Source organism: Pseudolysinimonas yzui (assembly GCF_014653215.1).
Taxonomy (GTDB): Bacteria; Actinomycetota; Actinomycetes; order Actinomycetales; family Microbacteriaceae; genus Pseudolysinimonas_A; species Pseudolysinimonas_A yzui.
In genome coordinates, this window is record NZ_BNAI01000011.1 from 15,563 (window position 1) to 31,230 (window position 15,668).

Genomic DNA, 15,668 nt, shown 5'->3' on the forward strand with positions numbered 1-15,668 from the left:
CCTCGAGAACGGAACGGATGCCGCCGTGGTGCTCGTGGCGAACCAGCCGATGGGGCTCACCTCGTCGGCCGGCGACCCCGTGCAGGCGCTCACCCTGACCGTCGACAAGGGTGCCGAGAGCTACCAGGTGCAGGTCGGCAACGGGGTGCCCAACAGCGCCCTGCCGCTGCTCTTCCCCGGCTCGAAACTGCACGCCAAGATCGGCGACGGTCCCAACGACGTCGTTGTCGACTGGGCGAAGGGCGCCCGCGCCTGACCCTTCCCCCGCGCCCGCAGGCGGCGTGCTGCACTCGGTGGTCGAGTAGCCGCCGCAGGCGGCGTGTCGAGACCCTGTGGGCAACGATCTCCCCTGTGAAGACCGCTCCGCATCGCGCCGCCACGAACGACGATGGGCCATGCCCTTCACGTACATCCTCCGTTGCGCCGACGGCAGCTACTACGTCGGCAGCACCCGCGATCTCGAACGCCGCCTGGCACAACATGCCGCGGGAGAGGGGGCCGTCTACACGCGCCGCCGTCGCCCGGTCGAGTTGGTGTGGGCACACGAGTTCCAGCTCGTCGATGACGCGTTCGCCCTCGAGAAGAAGGTGCAGAACTGGTCACGCGCCAAGCGAGAAGCTCTGATCGAGGGGCGATTCGACGAGCTGCCCGGACTGAGCAGGAGCGCGTATCGCCGACCGGGTCTCGACACGCCGCCTCCGGCGGCTACTCGACCACCGAATCTCGAACCGGGTCTCGACACGCCGCCTGCGGCGGCTACTCGACCACCGAGAACCTAGGCTCAGGGCGTGGATGACGACGTCGCTGTGGAGCGCCTGCGGGCGCTCATCCGGGTGCCGACGGTGTCGCGCGACGACAGCGACATGCAGGATGCGGCGGCATTCGCCCGCTTTCCGCAGGTGCTCGCCGAGCTGTACCCCCGCATCCACACCACCCTCGAGCTCGAGCACCTCGACGGTCCGGGGCTGCTCTACCGCTGGCGGGGCCGCACGACGGGTGACGCGCTCATCCTGATGGCGCACTGGGATGTCGTGCCCGCCGACGAGGAGGGCTGGACGCACGAGCCCTTCGGCGCGGCGTTGACGGTCACCGCGGAGGGCGAGCGCCGGGTGTGGGGACGCGGCGCGATCGACGACAAGGGGGCGCTCGCCGGCATCCTCGAAGCGGTCGACGACCTGCTGGCAGCCGGATTCGTTCCCGAGAACGACGTGTACCTGAGTTTCGGCGGCGACGAAGAGGTGCAGGGTTCCGCCGCCGAGCGCGCCGTCGAGGTGGTGCACGGCCGCGGCGTCGCCGTCGACTTCGTGCTCGACGAGGGCGGCGCCGTCGTGCAGGGGCAGTTCCCCGGCGTGAGCGAGCCGACCGCCGTCATCGGAATCGCCGAGAAGGGCATCGCGACGATCGAGCTGCGCGCCAGCGAACCCGGCGGGCACGCGGCCCACCCGCCCCGCTCGGGCGTGACCGCGACCACCCGGCTGGCGCACGCCATCCAGAGGGTGTCGCAGCCGACCCCCGCCGTGCTGCCGCCGACCGCGTACCCGATGTTCGCCGCCCTCGCGTCGCGGGCACGTGGCAGCCTCGGGCTGGCGTACCGGCATCCGCGGCTGTTCCGGCCGGTGCTACTGCGCGCACTGGCGGCGGGCAGCGACGAGGCGAACGCCCTCATCCGCACCACCCGGGTGGTCACCCGGCTGCGCGGAGCCGCGGCCGACAACGTGCTGCCCGAGGTCGCCACCGCGTCGGTCAACATGCGCATCGTCGTCGGCTCGACGCTCGATGCGGAGGTCGAGCGCATCCGCCGCGACATCGACGACCCGCGCATCGCGGTGCGGGTCGTGCGCGGCTCCGACCCCGGGCCGGTCGCCCCCGCGGAGGGCCGCCCGTGGCAGCGCCTCGTCGACGCCCTCGCGGTCTCGCACCCCGAAGCGGTCGCGGTGCCTTACGCGATGCTCGGCGCGACCGACGGGCGGCATTTCACGCGGCTCACCCCGGCGGTGTACCGCTTCACGCCGTTCGAGCTGACGAAGGCCGAACTCGCCGGGTTGCACGCGATCGACGAGAGCATCCGCGTCGACGCGTATCTGCGCGGCATCCGCTTCTACCGCGCTCTGCTGGAAGGCGCCTAGGTTCCCGGAGCGGTCTGCGCGATCCAGGCGTCGAGCGCCGACGGCTTGTCGGTGACGATGCCATCCACCCCGTAGCCGAGCGCCTCGACCCAGCGCTCTTCGTTGTTGAGCGTGTAGAGCAGCAGGCCCAGGCCCGCGGCGTGCATCTCGCCTACGGCATCCGGACGCTCGGTCAACGCCGACGACCGGGTCATGATCGCGATCGCGTCGTAGCGCTGCGCGACCGCGACGGGGTCGAGCGGCAGCACCCGGCGGATGAGCACCCGCGGGATGACGGGCGCCGTCTCCTGCAGAGCCGTCACGGTCGCGGTGGAGAACGACGCGAACACGATGCGATCCTGCAGGCCGCGGAAGTAGATGCCGCCCATGAGGTTCTCGATGTCGTCCGTTGCCCAGGTGTGCTTGAGCTCGACGAGCGCGGTCACCTCGGGCGCCCGCGTCAGGATGTCGAGGAACTCGCCCCACATCGGCACCTGCACTCCGGCGAACTGGGGCGCGAACCACGATCCGGCGTCGAGGGTGCGGATCTCGGCGAGCGTGAGGTCGGCGACCGCGCCCGTGCCGGTCGTCGTGCGGTCGACGGTCGCGTCGTGGATGATCACCGGGTAGCCGTCGACGGTGAGCTGCACATCGACTTCGACGAAATCGGCTCCCCCGGCGACCGCCGCCTCGAAGGCCGGCACGGTGTTCTCGGGGGCGCTCGCCCGGTCGCCGCGGTGGGCCGCGATGAACGCCGGCTCACCGGGAGCCCGCAACGGCCCCATCAGGTTCGCGGCGTAGGCCTGGGTCGCGCCGGGCGCGAGCACGAGAACGGCGACGGATGCGATGGTCACCAGAGCGGCGGCGCTCACCCGCAGCAGGTGCCGGTCGGCACGCACGGCCAACGACATCGTCGTCATGGCATCGCCCTCGGGTAGCGGGGTCCCGCGACTCTGCGGGTGCCGATGACGCTACCACGTCCCGTTACCGTTCCGTTACCTCACGTTCACCATTTCGTGACCTTCGGGCGGCCGCGGGGCCGTTACTCCGCGCTCTACGCGTCGCTCCGCGGGAATCGCGCGGAGCAGCGCGCGAATGGCGGAGTAACCAGTTAGATGAGGGCCTTGGTGTGCCAGACGGTCTTGGTCTCGGTGAAGGCGAGGATGCGGCCGAGGGTGAGCGCGGGGATGCCCGGCTCCGGCGAGATCACGCGCTTCAGGGTGTCGGCCGCGGCGATCTCGAGGTCGACCCAGTCGAGGTCTCCCGCACCGGTGAGGTCGAGCGCGTTGACGTCGGCGTGAGCGGCGAGCCACGGAGCGATCTCGGCGGGCGACCCGGTGAGCACGTTGACGACTCCCCCGGGCACGTCGCTCGTGGCGAGCACTTCGGCGAGCGAGATGGCCGACAGCGGGCGCGTGAAGTCCGCGATCGCGACGACGGTGTTGCCGGCGACCAGAGCCGGGGCGACCGCGGCGACGAAACCGAGCAGCGACCCCCCGGCGACCCCCTGCGGCGCGATCGTCACGACGACGCCCGTGGGCTCCGGCACCGAGAGGTTGAAGAACGGGCCGGCGACCGGGTTGCCGGAACCGGCGACCTGGCTGTACTTGTCGGCCCAGCCGGCGTACCAGACCCAGGCGTCGATGGCGGCGTCGATCTGCTTCGCCGCGGCGGCGGCCGACGCACCTTCCGACGACCGGATCTCCTCGACGAACTGCTCCCGGCGCCCCTCGAGCAGCTCGGCGATGCGATACAGCACCTGCCCGCGGTTGTACGCCGTCGCACCCGCCCAGCCGGCGTGTGCGCTACGGGCGGCGACCACGGCATCCCGGGCGTCCTTGCGGGATGCCAGGGCGGCGTTCGCGAGGAACGCGCCCTTCGGGGTCAGCACCTCGTAGGTGCGGCCCGACTCGCTGCGCGGGAACGCCCCGCCGATCGCGAGCTTGTACGTCTTGGGGATCGACAGGCGGGTCATTTGGAGGCTCCCTGCAGGTACGCGGCGAGACCGTGGCGACCGCCCTCGCGGCCGTAGCCCGACTCCTTGTAACCGCCGAACGGGGAGGCGGGGTCGAAGCGGTTGAAGGTGTTCGCCCAGATGACGCCGGCCCGCAGCTTGTCGGCGACGGCGAGGATCTTGCTGCCCTTGTCGCTCCAGATGCCGGCCGACAGCCCGTAGGGCGTGTTGTTCGCCTTCGCGATCGCTTCGGCCGGGGTGCGGAAGGTGAGCACCGACAGCACGGGGCCGAAGATCTCTTCCCGGGCGATCGTCGACGAGGTCTGCACGCCGGTGAAGATCGTCGGCGCGTACCAGAAGCCGTTCGCCGGGATCTCGCACGGAGCGCTCCAGCGCTCGGCGCCTTCGTCTTCGCCGATCTTCGACAGGGCCGTGATGCGATCGAGCTGCTCGCGGGAGTTGATCGCCCCGATGTCGGTGTTCTTGTCGAGCGGGTCGCCGAGCCGCAGCGTCGACAGGCGTTCCTTGAGCCGGGCGACGACGTCGTCGTGCACGTTCTCCTGCACGAGCAGCCGGCTGCCGGCGCAGCAGACGTGACCCTGGTTGAAGAAGATGCCGTTGACGATGCCTTCGATCGCCTGCTCCATCGGGGCGTCGTCGAAGACGATGTTCGCCGCCTTGCCGCCGAGTTCGAGCGTGACCTTCTTGCCGGTTCCGGCGACGGCTTTCGCGATCTCGCGGCCGACGGCGGTCGAGCCGGTGAACGCGACCTTGTTGACATCCGTATGCCGCACCAGCGTCGCGCCGGTCTCGCCCGCGCCGGTGACGATGTTGACGACGCCCTTGGGCAGGTCGGCCTGCTGCAGGATCTCGGCGAAGATCAGCGCCGACAGCGACGTCGTCTCGGCAGGCTTGATCACGACGGTGTTGCCGGCGGCGAGGGCGGGCGCGATCTTCCAGGCGAGCATGAGCAGCGGGAAGTTCCACGGGATCACCTGCGCCGCGACCCCGAGCGCCCGCGGCGACGAGCCGAGCCCGGCGTAGTCGAGCTTGTCGGCCCAGCCTGCGTAGTAGAAGAACCAGGCGGCGACGAGGGGGATGTCGACATCCCGGCTCTCCTTGATCGGCTTGCCGTTGTCGAGGCTCTCGGCCACCGACAGTTCGCGCGCGCGCTCCTGCACGAGCCGCGCGATGCGGAACAGGTACTTGCCGCGGTCGGCGCCGGGCATCTTCGACCAGGTCTTCTCGAACGCCCGCCGGGCGGCGGCGACCGCGCGATCGACGTCGGCGGGGGTCGCCGTTGCGATCTCGGCGACCTTCTTCTCGGTCGCCGGCGAGATGGTGTCGAAGCCCGACCCGGAGCCGTCGACGAATTCGCCGTCGATGAAGAGCCCGTACGACGTCTTCAGATGCAGGATGCTCGTCGACTCGGGGGCCGGCGCGTAGTCGAGGAAGCCCATCAGTCCACCGTCACGTAGTCGGGGCCGCTGTAGCGACCGGTCGTCATCTTCTGCCGTTGCATGAGCACATCGTTGAGCAGCGTCGAGGCACCGAAGCGGAACAGGTGCGGCTGCAGCCACTCCTCCCCCGCGGTCTCGGCGACCGTCACGAGGTACTTGATGGCATCCTTCGAGGCACGGATGCCGCCCGCCGGCTTCACTCCCACCTTCTGGCCGGTGAGCCGGTGCCACTCCTGCACGATCTGCAGCATGAGCAGCGTCACCGGCAGCGTCGCGGCGGGCTGCACCTTGCCGGTCGAGGTCTTGATGAAGTCGCCCCCAGCGAGAATCGACAGCCAGGATGCGCGCCGCACGTTGTCGTAGGTGTTGAGTTCGCCGGTCTCGAGGATCACCTTGAGGCTCGCGTACGACCCGTCGGCGCGGCGGCAGGCCTCCTTGACGGCCACGATCTCTTCGAAGACCTTGCCGTAGTTGCCGGCGAGGAACGCGCCACGGTCGATCACCATGTCGATCTCGTCGGCGCCCGCGGCCACGGCATCCTCGGTGTCGGCGAGCTTCACCCGCAGCGAGGCCCGGCCGCTCGGGAACGCCGTCGCCACTGCAGCGACCGAGATCTTGCCGTCGTCGGGGTCGCCGTGCAGGTCGCCGAGCGCCTCGACGGCCGTTCCGACCATGTCGCCGTAGACGCACACCGCCGCGACGCGCGGGGTCGACGGGTCCGTCGCGTCGGGCGTGATCGCCTTCGACACGAGCGAGCGAACCTTGCCCGGGGTGTCGGCACCCTCGAGCGTCGTCAGGTCGATGAGCGTGATGATCTTGTCGAGCGCCCACGCCTTCGAGGTGGTCTTGATCGACCGGGTGCCCAGACCGGCCGCGCGGGCTTCGAGGCCCACGGCATCCACTCCCGAGAGTCCTTCGAGGTGCAGCCGGAGGCTCTTCTCGGTGAGGTCGCCACCGAGCATCTTGACCGCCCGTTCGGCCGGGGCCAGCGACGTCGCGTCCATCCGAGGAAGTCTACGCTGGGGGCCGTGAGTGAGCAGGCTGAGAACCCGGTGCTGGCTGTGGACTTCGGGGGCACGAAGGTGGAGGCCGCGCTCGTCGTCGGCGACCGCATCATCGACGGCACCCGCACCCGACGCCCCACCGGGCCCGACCGGTCGGCGGCCGAACTCGACGCCGCCGTGACCGAGGTGGTGCGCGGCGCGCTCGGAACCGCGACCGTGACCCGGGTCGGGATCGGCACCGCCGGCCCCGTCGACACCGTGCGCGGGCTCGCCTCGCCGCTCAACACCCCGGGGTGGCGCGATCATCCGTTCCGCGACCTCGTCGCCACGCTCGTACCCGGAGCCGACATCGTGCTCGCCATCGACGGGCTGGCGATCACCCTCGCCGAGCACCGCTACGGCGCCGGTCGCGGGTCGGACAACGTCTTGGGGATGGTGGTCTCGACCGGGATCGGCGGCGGCCTGGTGATCGACGGGCGTGGCATCTCGGGGGCGAACGGCAACGCCGGGCACGTCGGGCACATCCAGGTCTCCGGTTACGACGACCCGTGCGCGTGCGGCCGCCGTGGCTGCGTCGAAGCCACCGCCTCCGGGCCGAACTCGGTGCGCTGGGCGCAGTCGCAAGGCTGGGAGGGCTCGACGGGCGAAGAACTCGCCGCCTCGAGCGACCCGCGGGCCCGCGCCGCCATCGAGCGCTCCGCCCGGGCCGTCGGGCTCGCCATCGCCTCCGCCAGCGCGCTCGTCGACCTCGACATCGTCGCGATCGGCGGCGGCTTCTCGCGTTCCGCGCCCGACTACCTCGACCTCGTGCGCACCGCCGCCGACGAGGGCTTCCCGTTCGTGCGCGCGACGCACATCGTTCCGGCCGCGCTCGGTGACGAGGCCCCGCTCATCGGGGCAGCCCTCCTCGCAGGGTGACGGCGGGGCCGGCTCAGCCGGGCCCGCCGACACGACTCGGCCGCGCGATCGTCGCCACGGCGGCCAGCGGAAGAGTCGCGATCGCGATGAGGATGACGAGGGGCGCCGTCCAGCCGCCGGTCGCCTCGTGGACGACCCCGAGCGCGAGCACGGCGGCCCCCGTCGCGATGTAGGCGAAGGTCTGCACGAAGGCGCTCAGTCGTACCGCGACACGGGCCGTCGTCGCGCGCACCGCGACCTGCACGAGCACGAGCGGGAAGGTGAGGGCGCCGCATCCCACCATCGCGCACCACAGCGCGGGGGCGAGCCCGGGCGCGACGAGCAGCCCCGTCCAGCCGGTCGTGCCGAGCACACCCGCGACGCCGACGATGGCAGCCGCGGGTCGCGGACGCGCGGCGACGAGCGGCACCAGGACGGCCGCCGGGATACCCACCGCGAGCAGAATGCCCAGGTGCGCGCCCGCGGTCGCGTCGTCGAACCCGACGCGCGACGTGAGGATGACGGGAAGCCACGCGGTGCCGCCGTAGCCGACCATCGCGGACGCCAACAGCACCGCCGCGAGCGCCCAGGCGAGCGGCGTGCGGGTGAGGCGCACCTCGGCGTCGTGCGCCATCGCGAGCATCGGCACGTCGAGCGCCGAGGTGCGCGAGCGGCGCGCGAGAGCGAACCACGGACCCGCGGCGATCGCCACGGTGATCGCCCAGATCCCGAGGGTCCACCGCCACCCGATCGCGTCGGAGACCGGAACGGAGAAGAGAGCCGGGCTCGTGCCCCCGATCGCGAAGAGCGTCGTGTAGAGCGCGGTCACGAGGCCGACGCGCGCCGGGAAGAACCGCTTGACGAGCGACGGCATGAGCACATTGCCGACGCCGATCCCGAGCATCGTGACGGTCGTCGAGACGACGATCACGACCGCTTCGCCCGCGAACGCCCGCGTGACCTGGCCCGCGACGATCGCCACGATCGCCACGACGAGGGCGGGTTCCGACCCGATGCGGCGGGCGAGCCAGGGCGTGACGATCCCGGCACCCGCGAAGGCGAGCGGGGGCAGCGCCCCCACCACGCCGAGCACGACAGAGCCGAGCCCGAGCTCCTGCGAGATGATGCCGAACAGCGGGGTGAACGAACTCGTCGCGCTGCGCATCCCGAGTGCCAGCAGCACGATGCCGAGCAACGCGAGGATGCGACCCTCGCGCCGTGGCCCGGCCGTCACCCGACGAGCCGGTCGTGCCAGGCGATCGCCGAGACGTCGGTGAGCGACGCGACCTGATCGACGACGACGCGCTTGCGCGCCGCGTCGTCGGATGCCTCGGCCCAGTCGGCGGCGAAGCCGACATCGAGCCCGCTCGGGTCGGTGAGCAACGAGTCGGCGAGCTCGGTCAGCACCCCGCGCTGCCGGGCGTAGAGCGGCTTACGGGCGTTCGTCGACATGACGTTCGCCGCGACGATGCCCTTGAGCACCGCGATCTCGGCCTGCGTTTCGGGCGGCACCACGACATCCGCTCCGAACCGCGCGAGCGACGCCTGCGGGTACGCCTCGCGGGTCGCCCGTTCGGCGTGCCCGGCGAACCGGCCGATGAGATAACTCGTGAGGTTCTTCAGGCGCGCGAGGTCGCGGCGGCTGCCATCCCAGGAGTCGATCCAGTACTCGAGGTTGTCGAGCCGGTCGAATGCGGCGATGAGCGTGTCGTGATCGAACTCGCCGCCGATCCAGTCGAACATCGAGTTGACGAGCGCGTCGTGGTCGACCCGCGCCCCGAGCGCCTTCACGTCGAGGAAGTCGCCGACGATCGCATCCTCGAAGTCGTGCACCGAGTAGGCGATGTCGTCGCTGAGATCCATCACCTGGGCCTCGATGCAGCGCACCCGCTCGGGGGCGCCGGCACGGATCCACTCGAACACGTCGGTGTCGTCGGCGTAGAAGCCGAACTTGCTGCGGCCCGACGGATCCGGAATGCCCTGCGCCGCCGGCCACGGGTACTTGCACGACGCGTCGAGGCTCGCCCGGGTGAGGTTCAGCCCGTACGACCGGGTGTCGTCGAAGACCTTCGGCTCGAGCCGGGTGATCAGCCGCAGCGTCTGCGCGTTGCCCTCGAAGCCGCCGATGTCGCTCGCCCACTCGGCGAGCGCGCGCTCCCCGTTGTGACCGAACGGCGGATGCCCGAGGTCGTGGGCGAGGCACGCGGTGTCGACGATGTCGGGGTCGAGCCCGAGCCGGGTGCCGAGCTCGCGGCCGACCTGGGCGACCTCGAGGGAGTGGGTGAGCCGGTTACGGGCGAAGTCGAGTCCGGCGGTCGGGCTGAGCACCTGGGTCTTCTGCGCGAGCCGGCGCCAGCCGCTGGAGTGCAGGATGCGGGCGCGGTCGCGGGCGAAGTCCCCGCGGCGGCTGACGTGATTCTCGGGGAGGCGGCGTTCGGCATCCGCCTCCGAGTACCCCGCCGTCACCGGAGCTATCGGCTCAGCCACCGCTGTTGTGCAGTTCGGCTTCGGCGACCTCGGCCCGCATGCCCTCGGCGATCTCGCGGCTGTCGAGCCAGCGGTCGGGCAGGCTCGGCGTCTTCGGGGTTCCGGCGCGGCCGCGCTGGCCTTCCGCGTCGACGCCCGGGTACGGCTGGTCGTGGTCGAGACGACCGAGCAGCTGGTCGATCTCGTCGAGGCTCGACGACATCGCGAGCGCCGCCCGGGTCTCGCCGCCGACCGCGTAGCCCTTGAAGTACCAGGCGACGTGTTTGCGGATGTCGCGCGTCGCCCGCCCCTCGTCCTCGAAGAACTCGACGAGCAGCTCGGCGTGCCGGCGGTAGGCCGCGGCGACCTCGCCGAGGGTCGGCTCGGCCTTCAGCACCCCGCCCTGGGCCCACGCCGCCGGAGGCTCCGGGCGCGCATCGCGCGTCTGGAGGGGCGGTGGGGAGAACGCCGCCGCCAGATCACCGAACAGCCACGGCTTGCCGAGGCACCCCCGCCCGACCACGACGCCATCGCATCCCGTCTCGGCGACCATGCGCAGGGCGTCCTCGGCCGACCAGATGTCGCCGTTGCCGAGCACCGGAACGCTCGCCACGGCATCCTTCAGTTTCGCGATCGCCGACCAGTCGGCGTGGCCCGAGTAGAACTCGCTCGCCGTGCGGGCGTGCAGCGCGATGCTGCTCACCCCCGCGCCCTCCGCGATGCGCCCGGCCTCGAGGTAGGTGAGGTGTTCGGCGTCGATGCCCTTGCGCATCTTGATCGTCAGCGGCACCCGCCCCGCGGCTTGCACGGCGCCCTCGACGATCTCGCGGAACAGGTCGAGCTTCCACGGCAGCGCCGCTCCCCCGCCCTTGCGGGTGACCTTCGGCACCGGGCAGCCGAAGTTGAGGTCGATGTGGTCGGCGCGATCCTCGGCGACGAGCATCGTCACCGCTTCGCGCACCGTCTTCGGGTCGACGCCGTAGAGCTGGATGCTGCGCGGCGTCTCCGACTCGTGGTGGCGGATGAGCCGCATGCTTTCCGGGGTGCGCTCCACCAGAGCGCGCGAGGTGATCATCTCGGAGACGTAGAGCCCCGCGCCGTACTCCCGGCACAGCCGACGGAACGCCGTGTTCGTGATGCCCGCCATCGGCGCGAGCACGACCGGAACGGTCAGCTCGATCGGCCCGATGCTGAGGGGCTTCGCGACAAGGGACGTGGACACCCCTCGATTGTTTCAGACCGGGCTGCGGGGTGCCGGTGCCGGGCTGCCCGCAGCCCCAACTCTCGGAGATTCGGCCGTACGTCCACGACACATCCACGAAGCCCCCGATTTCCGAGAGTTGGCGCAGCGCATCCCGCCACCAGCCCGCAGAATGGTCGGATGACGACCGGCAGAGAGCGTGTGGCGGCGGATGCGGAGGCGCGCGGCATCCCGGTGGAGTTCATCGAGCGGATGCGCGCGTCATCTCTCGAGGAGGCGGCCCAGATTCTCGGGATCACCCCGGCCGACATCGTGAAGTCGCTCGTCGTGCGGCGTCACGACGGCAGCTACCTGTTCGCGCTGGTGCCGGGCGACCGGCAGATCTCGTGGGCGAAGCTACGCGCCGTGGTGGGGGTCAACAAGCTGCGCCTTCCCGAAGCGGAGCTCGCCCTCGAGGCGACCGGATACGAACGCGGCACGATCACGCCGCTCGGGTCGACCACCGCGTGGCCGGTGTTCGCGGATGAACGTATCGCGGGCAAACGGGTGTCGATGGGAGCGGGCGAGCACGGCTACTCGCTGTTCGTGCAGGCGGATGATCTGGTGCGCGGGCTCGACGCGACCCTCGTCGACATCACCGAGGCGCTGTAGGGGTTTCGAGACGCGTGCCGCTGCGCGGCGCGCTCCTCAACCCGCGCGGGAAGTCGGGATGTCGCAGACGTCGCCCTCGCACACCAACCCGGGGTCGCCGAGAGGCTGCAGCACGATCTTCGGGATCTCGCTCACGACGCCTGCTCGACGTCGCCCGCGTGTTCGGCGGCCACCTGCTCCAGGGCCTGCGCGAAGGTCGCCGACTCCTGCGCGCCCGATATGCCGTATTTGCCGTCGAGCACGAAGAACGGCACCCCGCGGATGCCGAGCTCACCGGCCAGCGCCACGTCGGCGCGTACGGCACCGAGGTACTCGCCTGCGGTGAGCGACCGTACGACGTCGTCGCGGTCGAGGCCGATCTCGGCCGCGAGGTCGGCAAGCTCGGGGATGCGGCCGACGTGGCGGCCCTCCTCGAAGTAGGCCTTCATGAGGCGTTCCTTCATCTGCGCCTGCTTGCCGTGGGCCTTGGCGTAGTGGATCGCCTGGTGGCCCAGCACGGTGTTGGTGGTCTGCAGACGCGCGTAGTCGTAGTTCAGCCCGACCGTCGCGGCAATGCCGGTGACCCGGTCGCCCATCGCGGCCGCCTGCTCGCGACTCACCCCCAGGTGACCGGCGAGGAACTCGTCGTGGCTGTGCGCGTACTCGGCCGGGGTGCCGGGCGAGAGTTCGAACGAGTGGTACTCCACCTCGACCGGGACGCCCGACTCGGCGACGGCCGCCTCGAACTTGCGCTTGCCGATGTAACACCACGGGCAGGCGATGTCCGACCAGATGTCGACCTTGAGGGGAACGGAACTCACCCTGGGTTCAACTGCCGTACGGCGGCAGCATTCCCACCGGCGGAGTGGGGATGCCGATACGGCTGAGGCGCTCGATGCGGTTGCGGCGTGCGAACCACTCGACGCCGAGCATCCACAGGCCCACGGTGATGACCTGAGCGACGAGACCGGCGGGGCCGCCGGTGTCTTCGGTGATGCCGGTCGGGCCGAACATCCCGGTGCCGGTGACGACGAAGGCGGCCACGTTGTTGACGGTGTGCATCGCGATGCCCGCCTCGAGTCCGCCCGTGCGGATCGTGACGACGGCGAAGCCGATGCCCATCACCATGACGGTGAGGATGCCCCAGCTGTCGTAGGCGTGGCTGAACCCGAAGAGCACCGCCGACACGATGATCGTGACCGGCGCCCAGCGCACCCAGGCGCCCACCGACTGCAGCAGGATTCCGCGGTACAGGTACTCCTCGGTGGCGGCTTGCACGGGCACGAGCAGCAGCACGATGAGCACCGAGAGCAGGTAGGTCGGCACGTCGGTGCTGAACGGCAGCAGCTCCTCACCGAGCGCGAGCCCGATGCCGAGTTGCCCGGCGAACGTCGCCACCCACACCACGGTCGCCGGGATGAGGCAGACCAGCAGCCAGCGCCAGCGCAGGGTGAAGAGCACCGAATGCAGGATGTTCACACGCACGCCCGAGGGCCGGATGCCGGCGATGCGCAGGGCGAGCGGAACGAACGGCAGCACCAGGATGATCGACCCCAGGCCGAAGACCAGGGTCCACGGCCGCGCCATGTCGGGGCTGATGAGCGCCACCAGGTCGTCGGTCGCCGTCGGGCTGAGGAAGTCGATCGCGCCGGTCGCGTAGAGCACGATGAACAGCGGAACGGCGAGCAGGATGCTGATGCCGAGGAAGAACACCGCGGCCATCAGCACCGCGACGAGCGGGCGCCACCAGCGGTAGGTCGGCTGTGCTCGGTAGAGCCGGTGGTACGGCAGCTCGACGATCGTGACGTCGGGCTCTGCAGGGGTGGATGGGGTGGGCGCGGCAGCGTCGGTCACGCGTCAGTCTTCCTCTTCGAGCTCGTCGATCAGTTTCAACCCGTCACGCGCCCAGGCGATCTCCTGCTCCGCCCGCTGCACGAGGCCCTCGTAGGCGTAGCGCTTGAACGCCGCCGTGCGCTTCCTGTCCTTCTCGGGGGTGACCGCGAGACGCCGGTTCAGCATCGGCGAGGTGGCGGTGTCGATCTGGTGGATCTGCTCCTCCCACTGCGCCAGCTCGCTCTCGTAGTGGGCGATGTGCGCACGCAACTGGGTGCGGGCGGCATCCGGGTCGGCCCACTCGAAGTAGGCGGACTTCAGGTGCATCGCATCTCGGAACCGCGCGTAGGGCAGCGTCGCGTTCATCCAGTCGCGCAAGGCGTCCCGGCCGGCCTCGGTGATGGAGTACTCGCGCTTGGTGCCCTTGGTGCCCCACGGCACCTCCTGCGCGGTGACGACGCCGTCGGCTTCCATCTTGCGCAGCTCGGGGTAGATCTGGGAGTCGGGGGCGTACCAGACGTGCCCCACCGACGAGTCGAACCGCTTGTGCAGGTCGTACCCGGTCATGGCGTCGACGCTCAGCAGCGCGAGCAGCGCGAATCGCAGTGACATGGCGGTGACACCTCAGGCCGGATGCGGAGACGAACGTGTCTCCGCATCCGACCCTAAGGGTTTCAGCCCTTGTAGCCGGTGCGCCAGCCGCCCTGGTACGACTGACGGGCGACCGTCGAGTAGGGAACCGGGCTGACGACGGCGCGCACGGGCAGCTGCTCGTGCTTCTCGACCGTGGCCTTCGACGTGTTGGGGTTCTCGCCCCAGAGCACGCGCAGCTCGGTGCCTTCGGGCACGTCGGGCGAGATGGTCGCGAGCGACAGCGCGCGCTTCTCGTTCGAGCTGTATCCGGTGAACATCGAGTAGCCGACGACGGTGCCATCGGCATCCACGACGGCGTCGTAGTTCGCCGAGCCGTAGTTCGCGAGCGGCAGGTCGAAGAACTTGTGCGACGGACCGTCGACGTCGAACAGCGACGCGAAGATCTTGGTGACGTCTTCGGCATCCCAGGCGAGGGTCACCTTCTTGCGCTGCGACGCCGGGTCGATCTTCTCGAGCGCGTCGCGGCCGATGAAGTCGTGGTCGAACTTGACGAACGAGCCGTAGCCGAGCTCCCACGGGGTGAGGTAGTAGTCCTCGATGTTCGTCGAGACGAACGAGCCGGCGAGGGTGCCGGTCGCCTCGTAGGAGTCGCCGGGAAGCCAGTCCCGGTAGCCCTGCTCTTCGGCGCCCGTGTAGATCGCGGGCAGCGGCGACGGGATCCAGCCCGACTCGAGCGTGTTCGACGGGTAGGCGCGCGAGCCGACCGGCACGAGGCCGAACTCCTTGCCGGCCTCGACGATCGCGTCGCGGATGAAGTGGTGGTCGGCGTACGGGCCCCAGAGCTCGAGTCCGGGTGCGCCCGCCATGCCGTGGCGCAGGGTGCGCACCGTCTTGCCGGCGATCTGCATCGTCGACATGGTGAAGAACTTCAGCTGCTCGAGCGGTCCACCGTTGAGCTTCTCGATGACCGACCAGGCGGCCGGGCCCTGGATCTGGAACCGGTAGTACTTGCGCGACACCGCGTCGCCGTAGGGGCGCGAGTTGGAGCGGCGGTCGACGACGACCTCGAGGTTCTTGTAGCCGCCGGTCTCGCCGTGGTACATGAGCCAGTTGGAGGCCGGCGCGCGTCCGACGTACACGTACTCGTCTTCGGCCTCGCGGAACAGGATGCCGTCGCCGATGACGTGACCCGAGGCGGTCGTGGGAACGTACTGCTTGGCCTTGTCGACCGGGAAGACGGCGGTGGAGTTGATCGCCGTGTCGGAGATCAACTTGATCGCGTCCGAGCCCTTGAGGAAGACGTTGTCCATGTGGTGCGACTGGTCGTAGAGCACCGCGGTCTGCCGCCACGCCTGCTGCTCCTTGATCCAGTTCTGGAAGTCGGCCGGCACGACAGGGTAGATGTACGAGCCGATCTGCGAGTTGCGAAGCAGTTCGACGGGGCTTCCCGCCGCGGCGATGGCTTCGGTGAGGTTCTTTGCCATGGTTCCTTCTCCGTTGAATACCTATGGGTATAGGTGTTAG

At 70.3% G+C, this 15,668-nt stretch carries 15 protein-coding genes; 4 read left to right on the top strand and 11 right to left on the bottom strand.

The genetic code is table 11. The annotated features are described in order from the left end of the window. Positions 1–395: 395 nt before the first annotated feature. Both IE173_RS14490 and IE173_RS14495 read left to right on the top strand, forming a co-directional pair. Entirely contained in the window at positions 396–779 is a 384-nt protein-coding gene (locus IE173_RS14490; RefSeq protein WP_191284238.1) for a GIY-YIG nuclease family protein, read from the top strand. Positions 780–788: 9 nt separating this feature from the next. Continuing rightward, positions 789–2,126 (top strand): M20/M25/M40 family metallo-hydrolase, encoded by a 1,338-nt coding sequence (locus tag IE173_RS14495; RefSeq protein WP_229842133.1) that lies wholly within the window; start codon positions 789–791, stop codon positions 2,124–2,126. Here the strand turns inward: IE173_RS14495 and IE173_RS14500 are convergent. The 4 genes from IE173_RS14500 to deoC all read right to left on the bottom strand — a co-directional run bounded on the left by IE173_RS14500 (position 2,123) and on the right by deoC (position 6,523). Continuing rightward, the gene (locus IE173_RS14500; protein WP_191284239.1) at positions 2,123–3,025 is read right to left on the bottom strand and encodes a glycerophosphodiester phosphodiesterase; all 903 of its coding nucleotides are present in this window, start codon (positions 3,023–3,025) and stop codon (positions 2,123–2,125) included. The two genes, IE173_RS14495 and IE173_RS14500, sit on opposite strands and share 4 nt — an antisense overlap. Positions 3,026–3,216: 191 nt before the next feature. Continuing rightward, positions 3,217–4,080 carry an aldehyde dehydrogenase family protein gene (locus IE173_RS14505; protein WP_191284240.1) on the bottom strand — a complete coding sequence of 288 codons (864 nt, stop codon included), beginning with the start codon at positions 4,078–4,080 and terminating at the stop codon, positions 3,217–3,219. Continuing rightward, the gene (locus tag IE173_RS14510; protein WP_191284241.1) at positions 4,077–5,519 is read right to left on the bottom strand and encodes an aldehyde dehydrogenase family protein; all 1,443 of its coding nucleotides are present in this window, start codon (positions 5,517–5,519) and stop codon (positions 4,077–4,079) included. Before IE173_RS14510 ends, IE173_RS14505 begins: the two co-directional genes overlap by 4 nt. After that, entirely contained in the window at positions 5,519–6,523 is a 1,005-nt protein-coding gene (deoC, locus tag IE173_RS14515; protein WP_191284242.1) for a deoxyribose-phosphate aldolase, read from the bottom strand. The genes IE173_RS14510 and deoC overlap by 1 nt, the downstream gene beginning before the upstream one ends. Before the next feature lie 24 nt (positions 6,524–6,547). Here deoC and IE173_RS14520 point away from each other — a divergent pair, with 24 nt between their 5' ends. After that, positions 6,548–7,441, top strand: coding sequence for an ROK family protein (locus tag IE173_RS14520; RefSeq protein ID WP_191284243.1), 894 nt, complete (start codon positions 6,548–6,550; stop codon positions 7,439–7,441). Positions 7,442–7,454: 13 nt separating this feature from the next. On the opposite strand, the gene IE173_RS14525 is transcribed toward IE173_RS14520, so the two are convergent. Genes IE173_RS14525 through dusB form a run of 3 tightly spaced genes read right to left on the bottom strand, consistent with a single transcriptional unit; the run spans position 7,455 to position 11,108 of the window. After that, positions 7,455–8,654 (bottom strand): MFS transporter, encoded by a 1,200-nt coding sequence (locus IE173_RS14525; protein WP_191284244.1) that lies wholly within the window; start codon positions 8,652–8,654, stop codon positions 7,455–7,457. Further along, positions 8,651–9,907 carry a deoxyguanosinetriphosphate triphosphohydrolase gene (locus IE173_RS14530; RefSeq protein WP_191284245.1) on the bottom strand — a complete coding sequence of 419 codons (1,257 nt, stop codon included), beginning with the start codon at positions 9,905–9,907 and terminating at the stop codon, positions 8,651–8,653. Before IE173_RS14530 ends, IE173_RS14525 begins: the two co-directional genes overlap by 4 nt. Next, positions 9,900–11,108: a tRNA dihydrouridine synthase DusB gene (dusB, locus tag IE173_RS14535; protein WP_191284246.1), complete on the bottom strand. Its 1,209-nt coding sequence runs from the start codon at positions 11,106–11,108 to the stop codon at positions 9,900–9,902. Before dusB ends, IE173_RS14530 begins: the two co-directional genes overlap by 8 nt. A 159-nt stretch (positions 11,109–11,267) precedes the next feature. On the opposite strand from dusB, the gene IE173_RS14540 reads away from it, so the two are divergent. Continuing rightward, the gene (locus tag IE173_RS14540; protein WP_191284247.1) at positions 11,268–11,738 is read left to right on the top strand and encodes an aminoacyl-tRNA deacylase; all 471 of its coding nucleotides are present in this window, start codon (positions 11,268–11,270) and stop codon (positions 11,736–11,738) included. 131 nt (positions 11,739–11,869) lie between these two features. On the opposite strand, the gene IE173_RS14545 is transcribed toward IE173_RS14540, so the two are convergent. The 4 genes from IE173_RS14545 to ligM form a co-directional block, all read right to left on the bottom strand. Next, entirely contained in the window at positions 11,870–12,538 is a 669-nt protein-coding gene (locus tag IE173_RS14545) for a DsbA family oxidoreductase (RefSeq protein ID WP_191284248.1), read from the bottom strand. 7 nt (positions 12,539–12,545) lie between these two features. Further along, entirely contained in the window at positions 12,546–13,571 is a 1,026-nt protein-coding gene (locus IE173_RS14550) for a CPBP family intramembrane glutamic endopeptidase (RefSeq protein WP_191284249.1), read from the bottom strand. A gap of 3 nt (positions 13,572–13,574) precedes the next feature. Next, complete coding sequence (locus IE173_RS14555) at positions 13,575–14,162, bottom strand: PadR family transcriptional regulator (RefSeq protein ID WP_191284250.1); 588 nt, start codon at positions 14,160–14,162, stop codon at positions 13,575–13,577. A gap of 62 nt (positions 14,163–14,224) precedes the next feature. Next, positions 14,225–15,628 carry a vanillate/3-O-methylgallate O-demethylase gene (gene ligM / locus IE173_RS14560; RefSeq protein WP_191284251.1) on the bottom strand — a complete coding sequence of 468 codons (1,404 nt, stop codon included), beginning with the start codon at positions 15,626–15,628 and terminating at the stop codon, positions 14,225–14,227. Positions 15,629–15,668: the final 40 nt, after the last annotated feature.

Coding starts and splice junctions, on each gene's coding strand:
- deoC (WP_191284242.1), bottom strand. CDS start 6,523: ATGGACGCGACGTCGCTGGCCCCGGCCGAACGGGCGGTCAAGATGCTC.
- IE173_RS14505 (WP_191284240.1), bottom strand. CDS start 4,080: ATGACCCGCCTGTCGATCCCCAAGACGTACAAGCTCGCGATCGGCGGG.
- IE173_RS14555 (WP_191284250.1), bottom strand. CDS start 14,162: ATGTCACTGCGATTCGCGCTGCTCGCGCTGCTGAGCGTCGACGCCATG.
- IE173_RS14490 (WP_191284238.1), top strand. CDS start 396: ATGCCCTTCACGTACATCCTCCGTTGCGCCGACGGCAGCTACTACGTC.
- IE173_RS14510 (WP_191284241.1), bottom strand. CDS start 5,519: ATGGGCTTCCTCGACTACGCGCCGGCCCCCGAGTCGACGAGCATCCTG.
- IE173_RS14540 (WP_191284247.1), top strand. CDS start 11,268: ATGACGACCGGCAGAGAGCGTGTGGCGGCGGATGCGGAGGCGCGCGGC.
- IE173_RS14500 (WP_191284239.1), bottom strand. CDS start 3,025: ATGACGACGATGTCGTTGGCCGTGCGTGCCGACCGGCACCTGCTGCGG.
- ligM (WP_191284251.1), bottom strand. CDS start 15,628: ATGGCAAAGAACCTCACCGAAGCCATCGCCGCGGCGGGAAGCCCCGTC.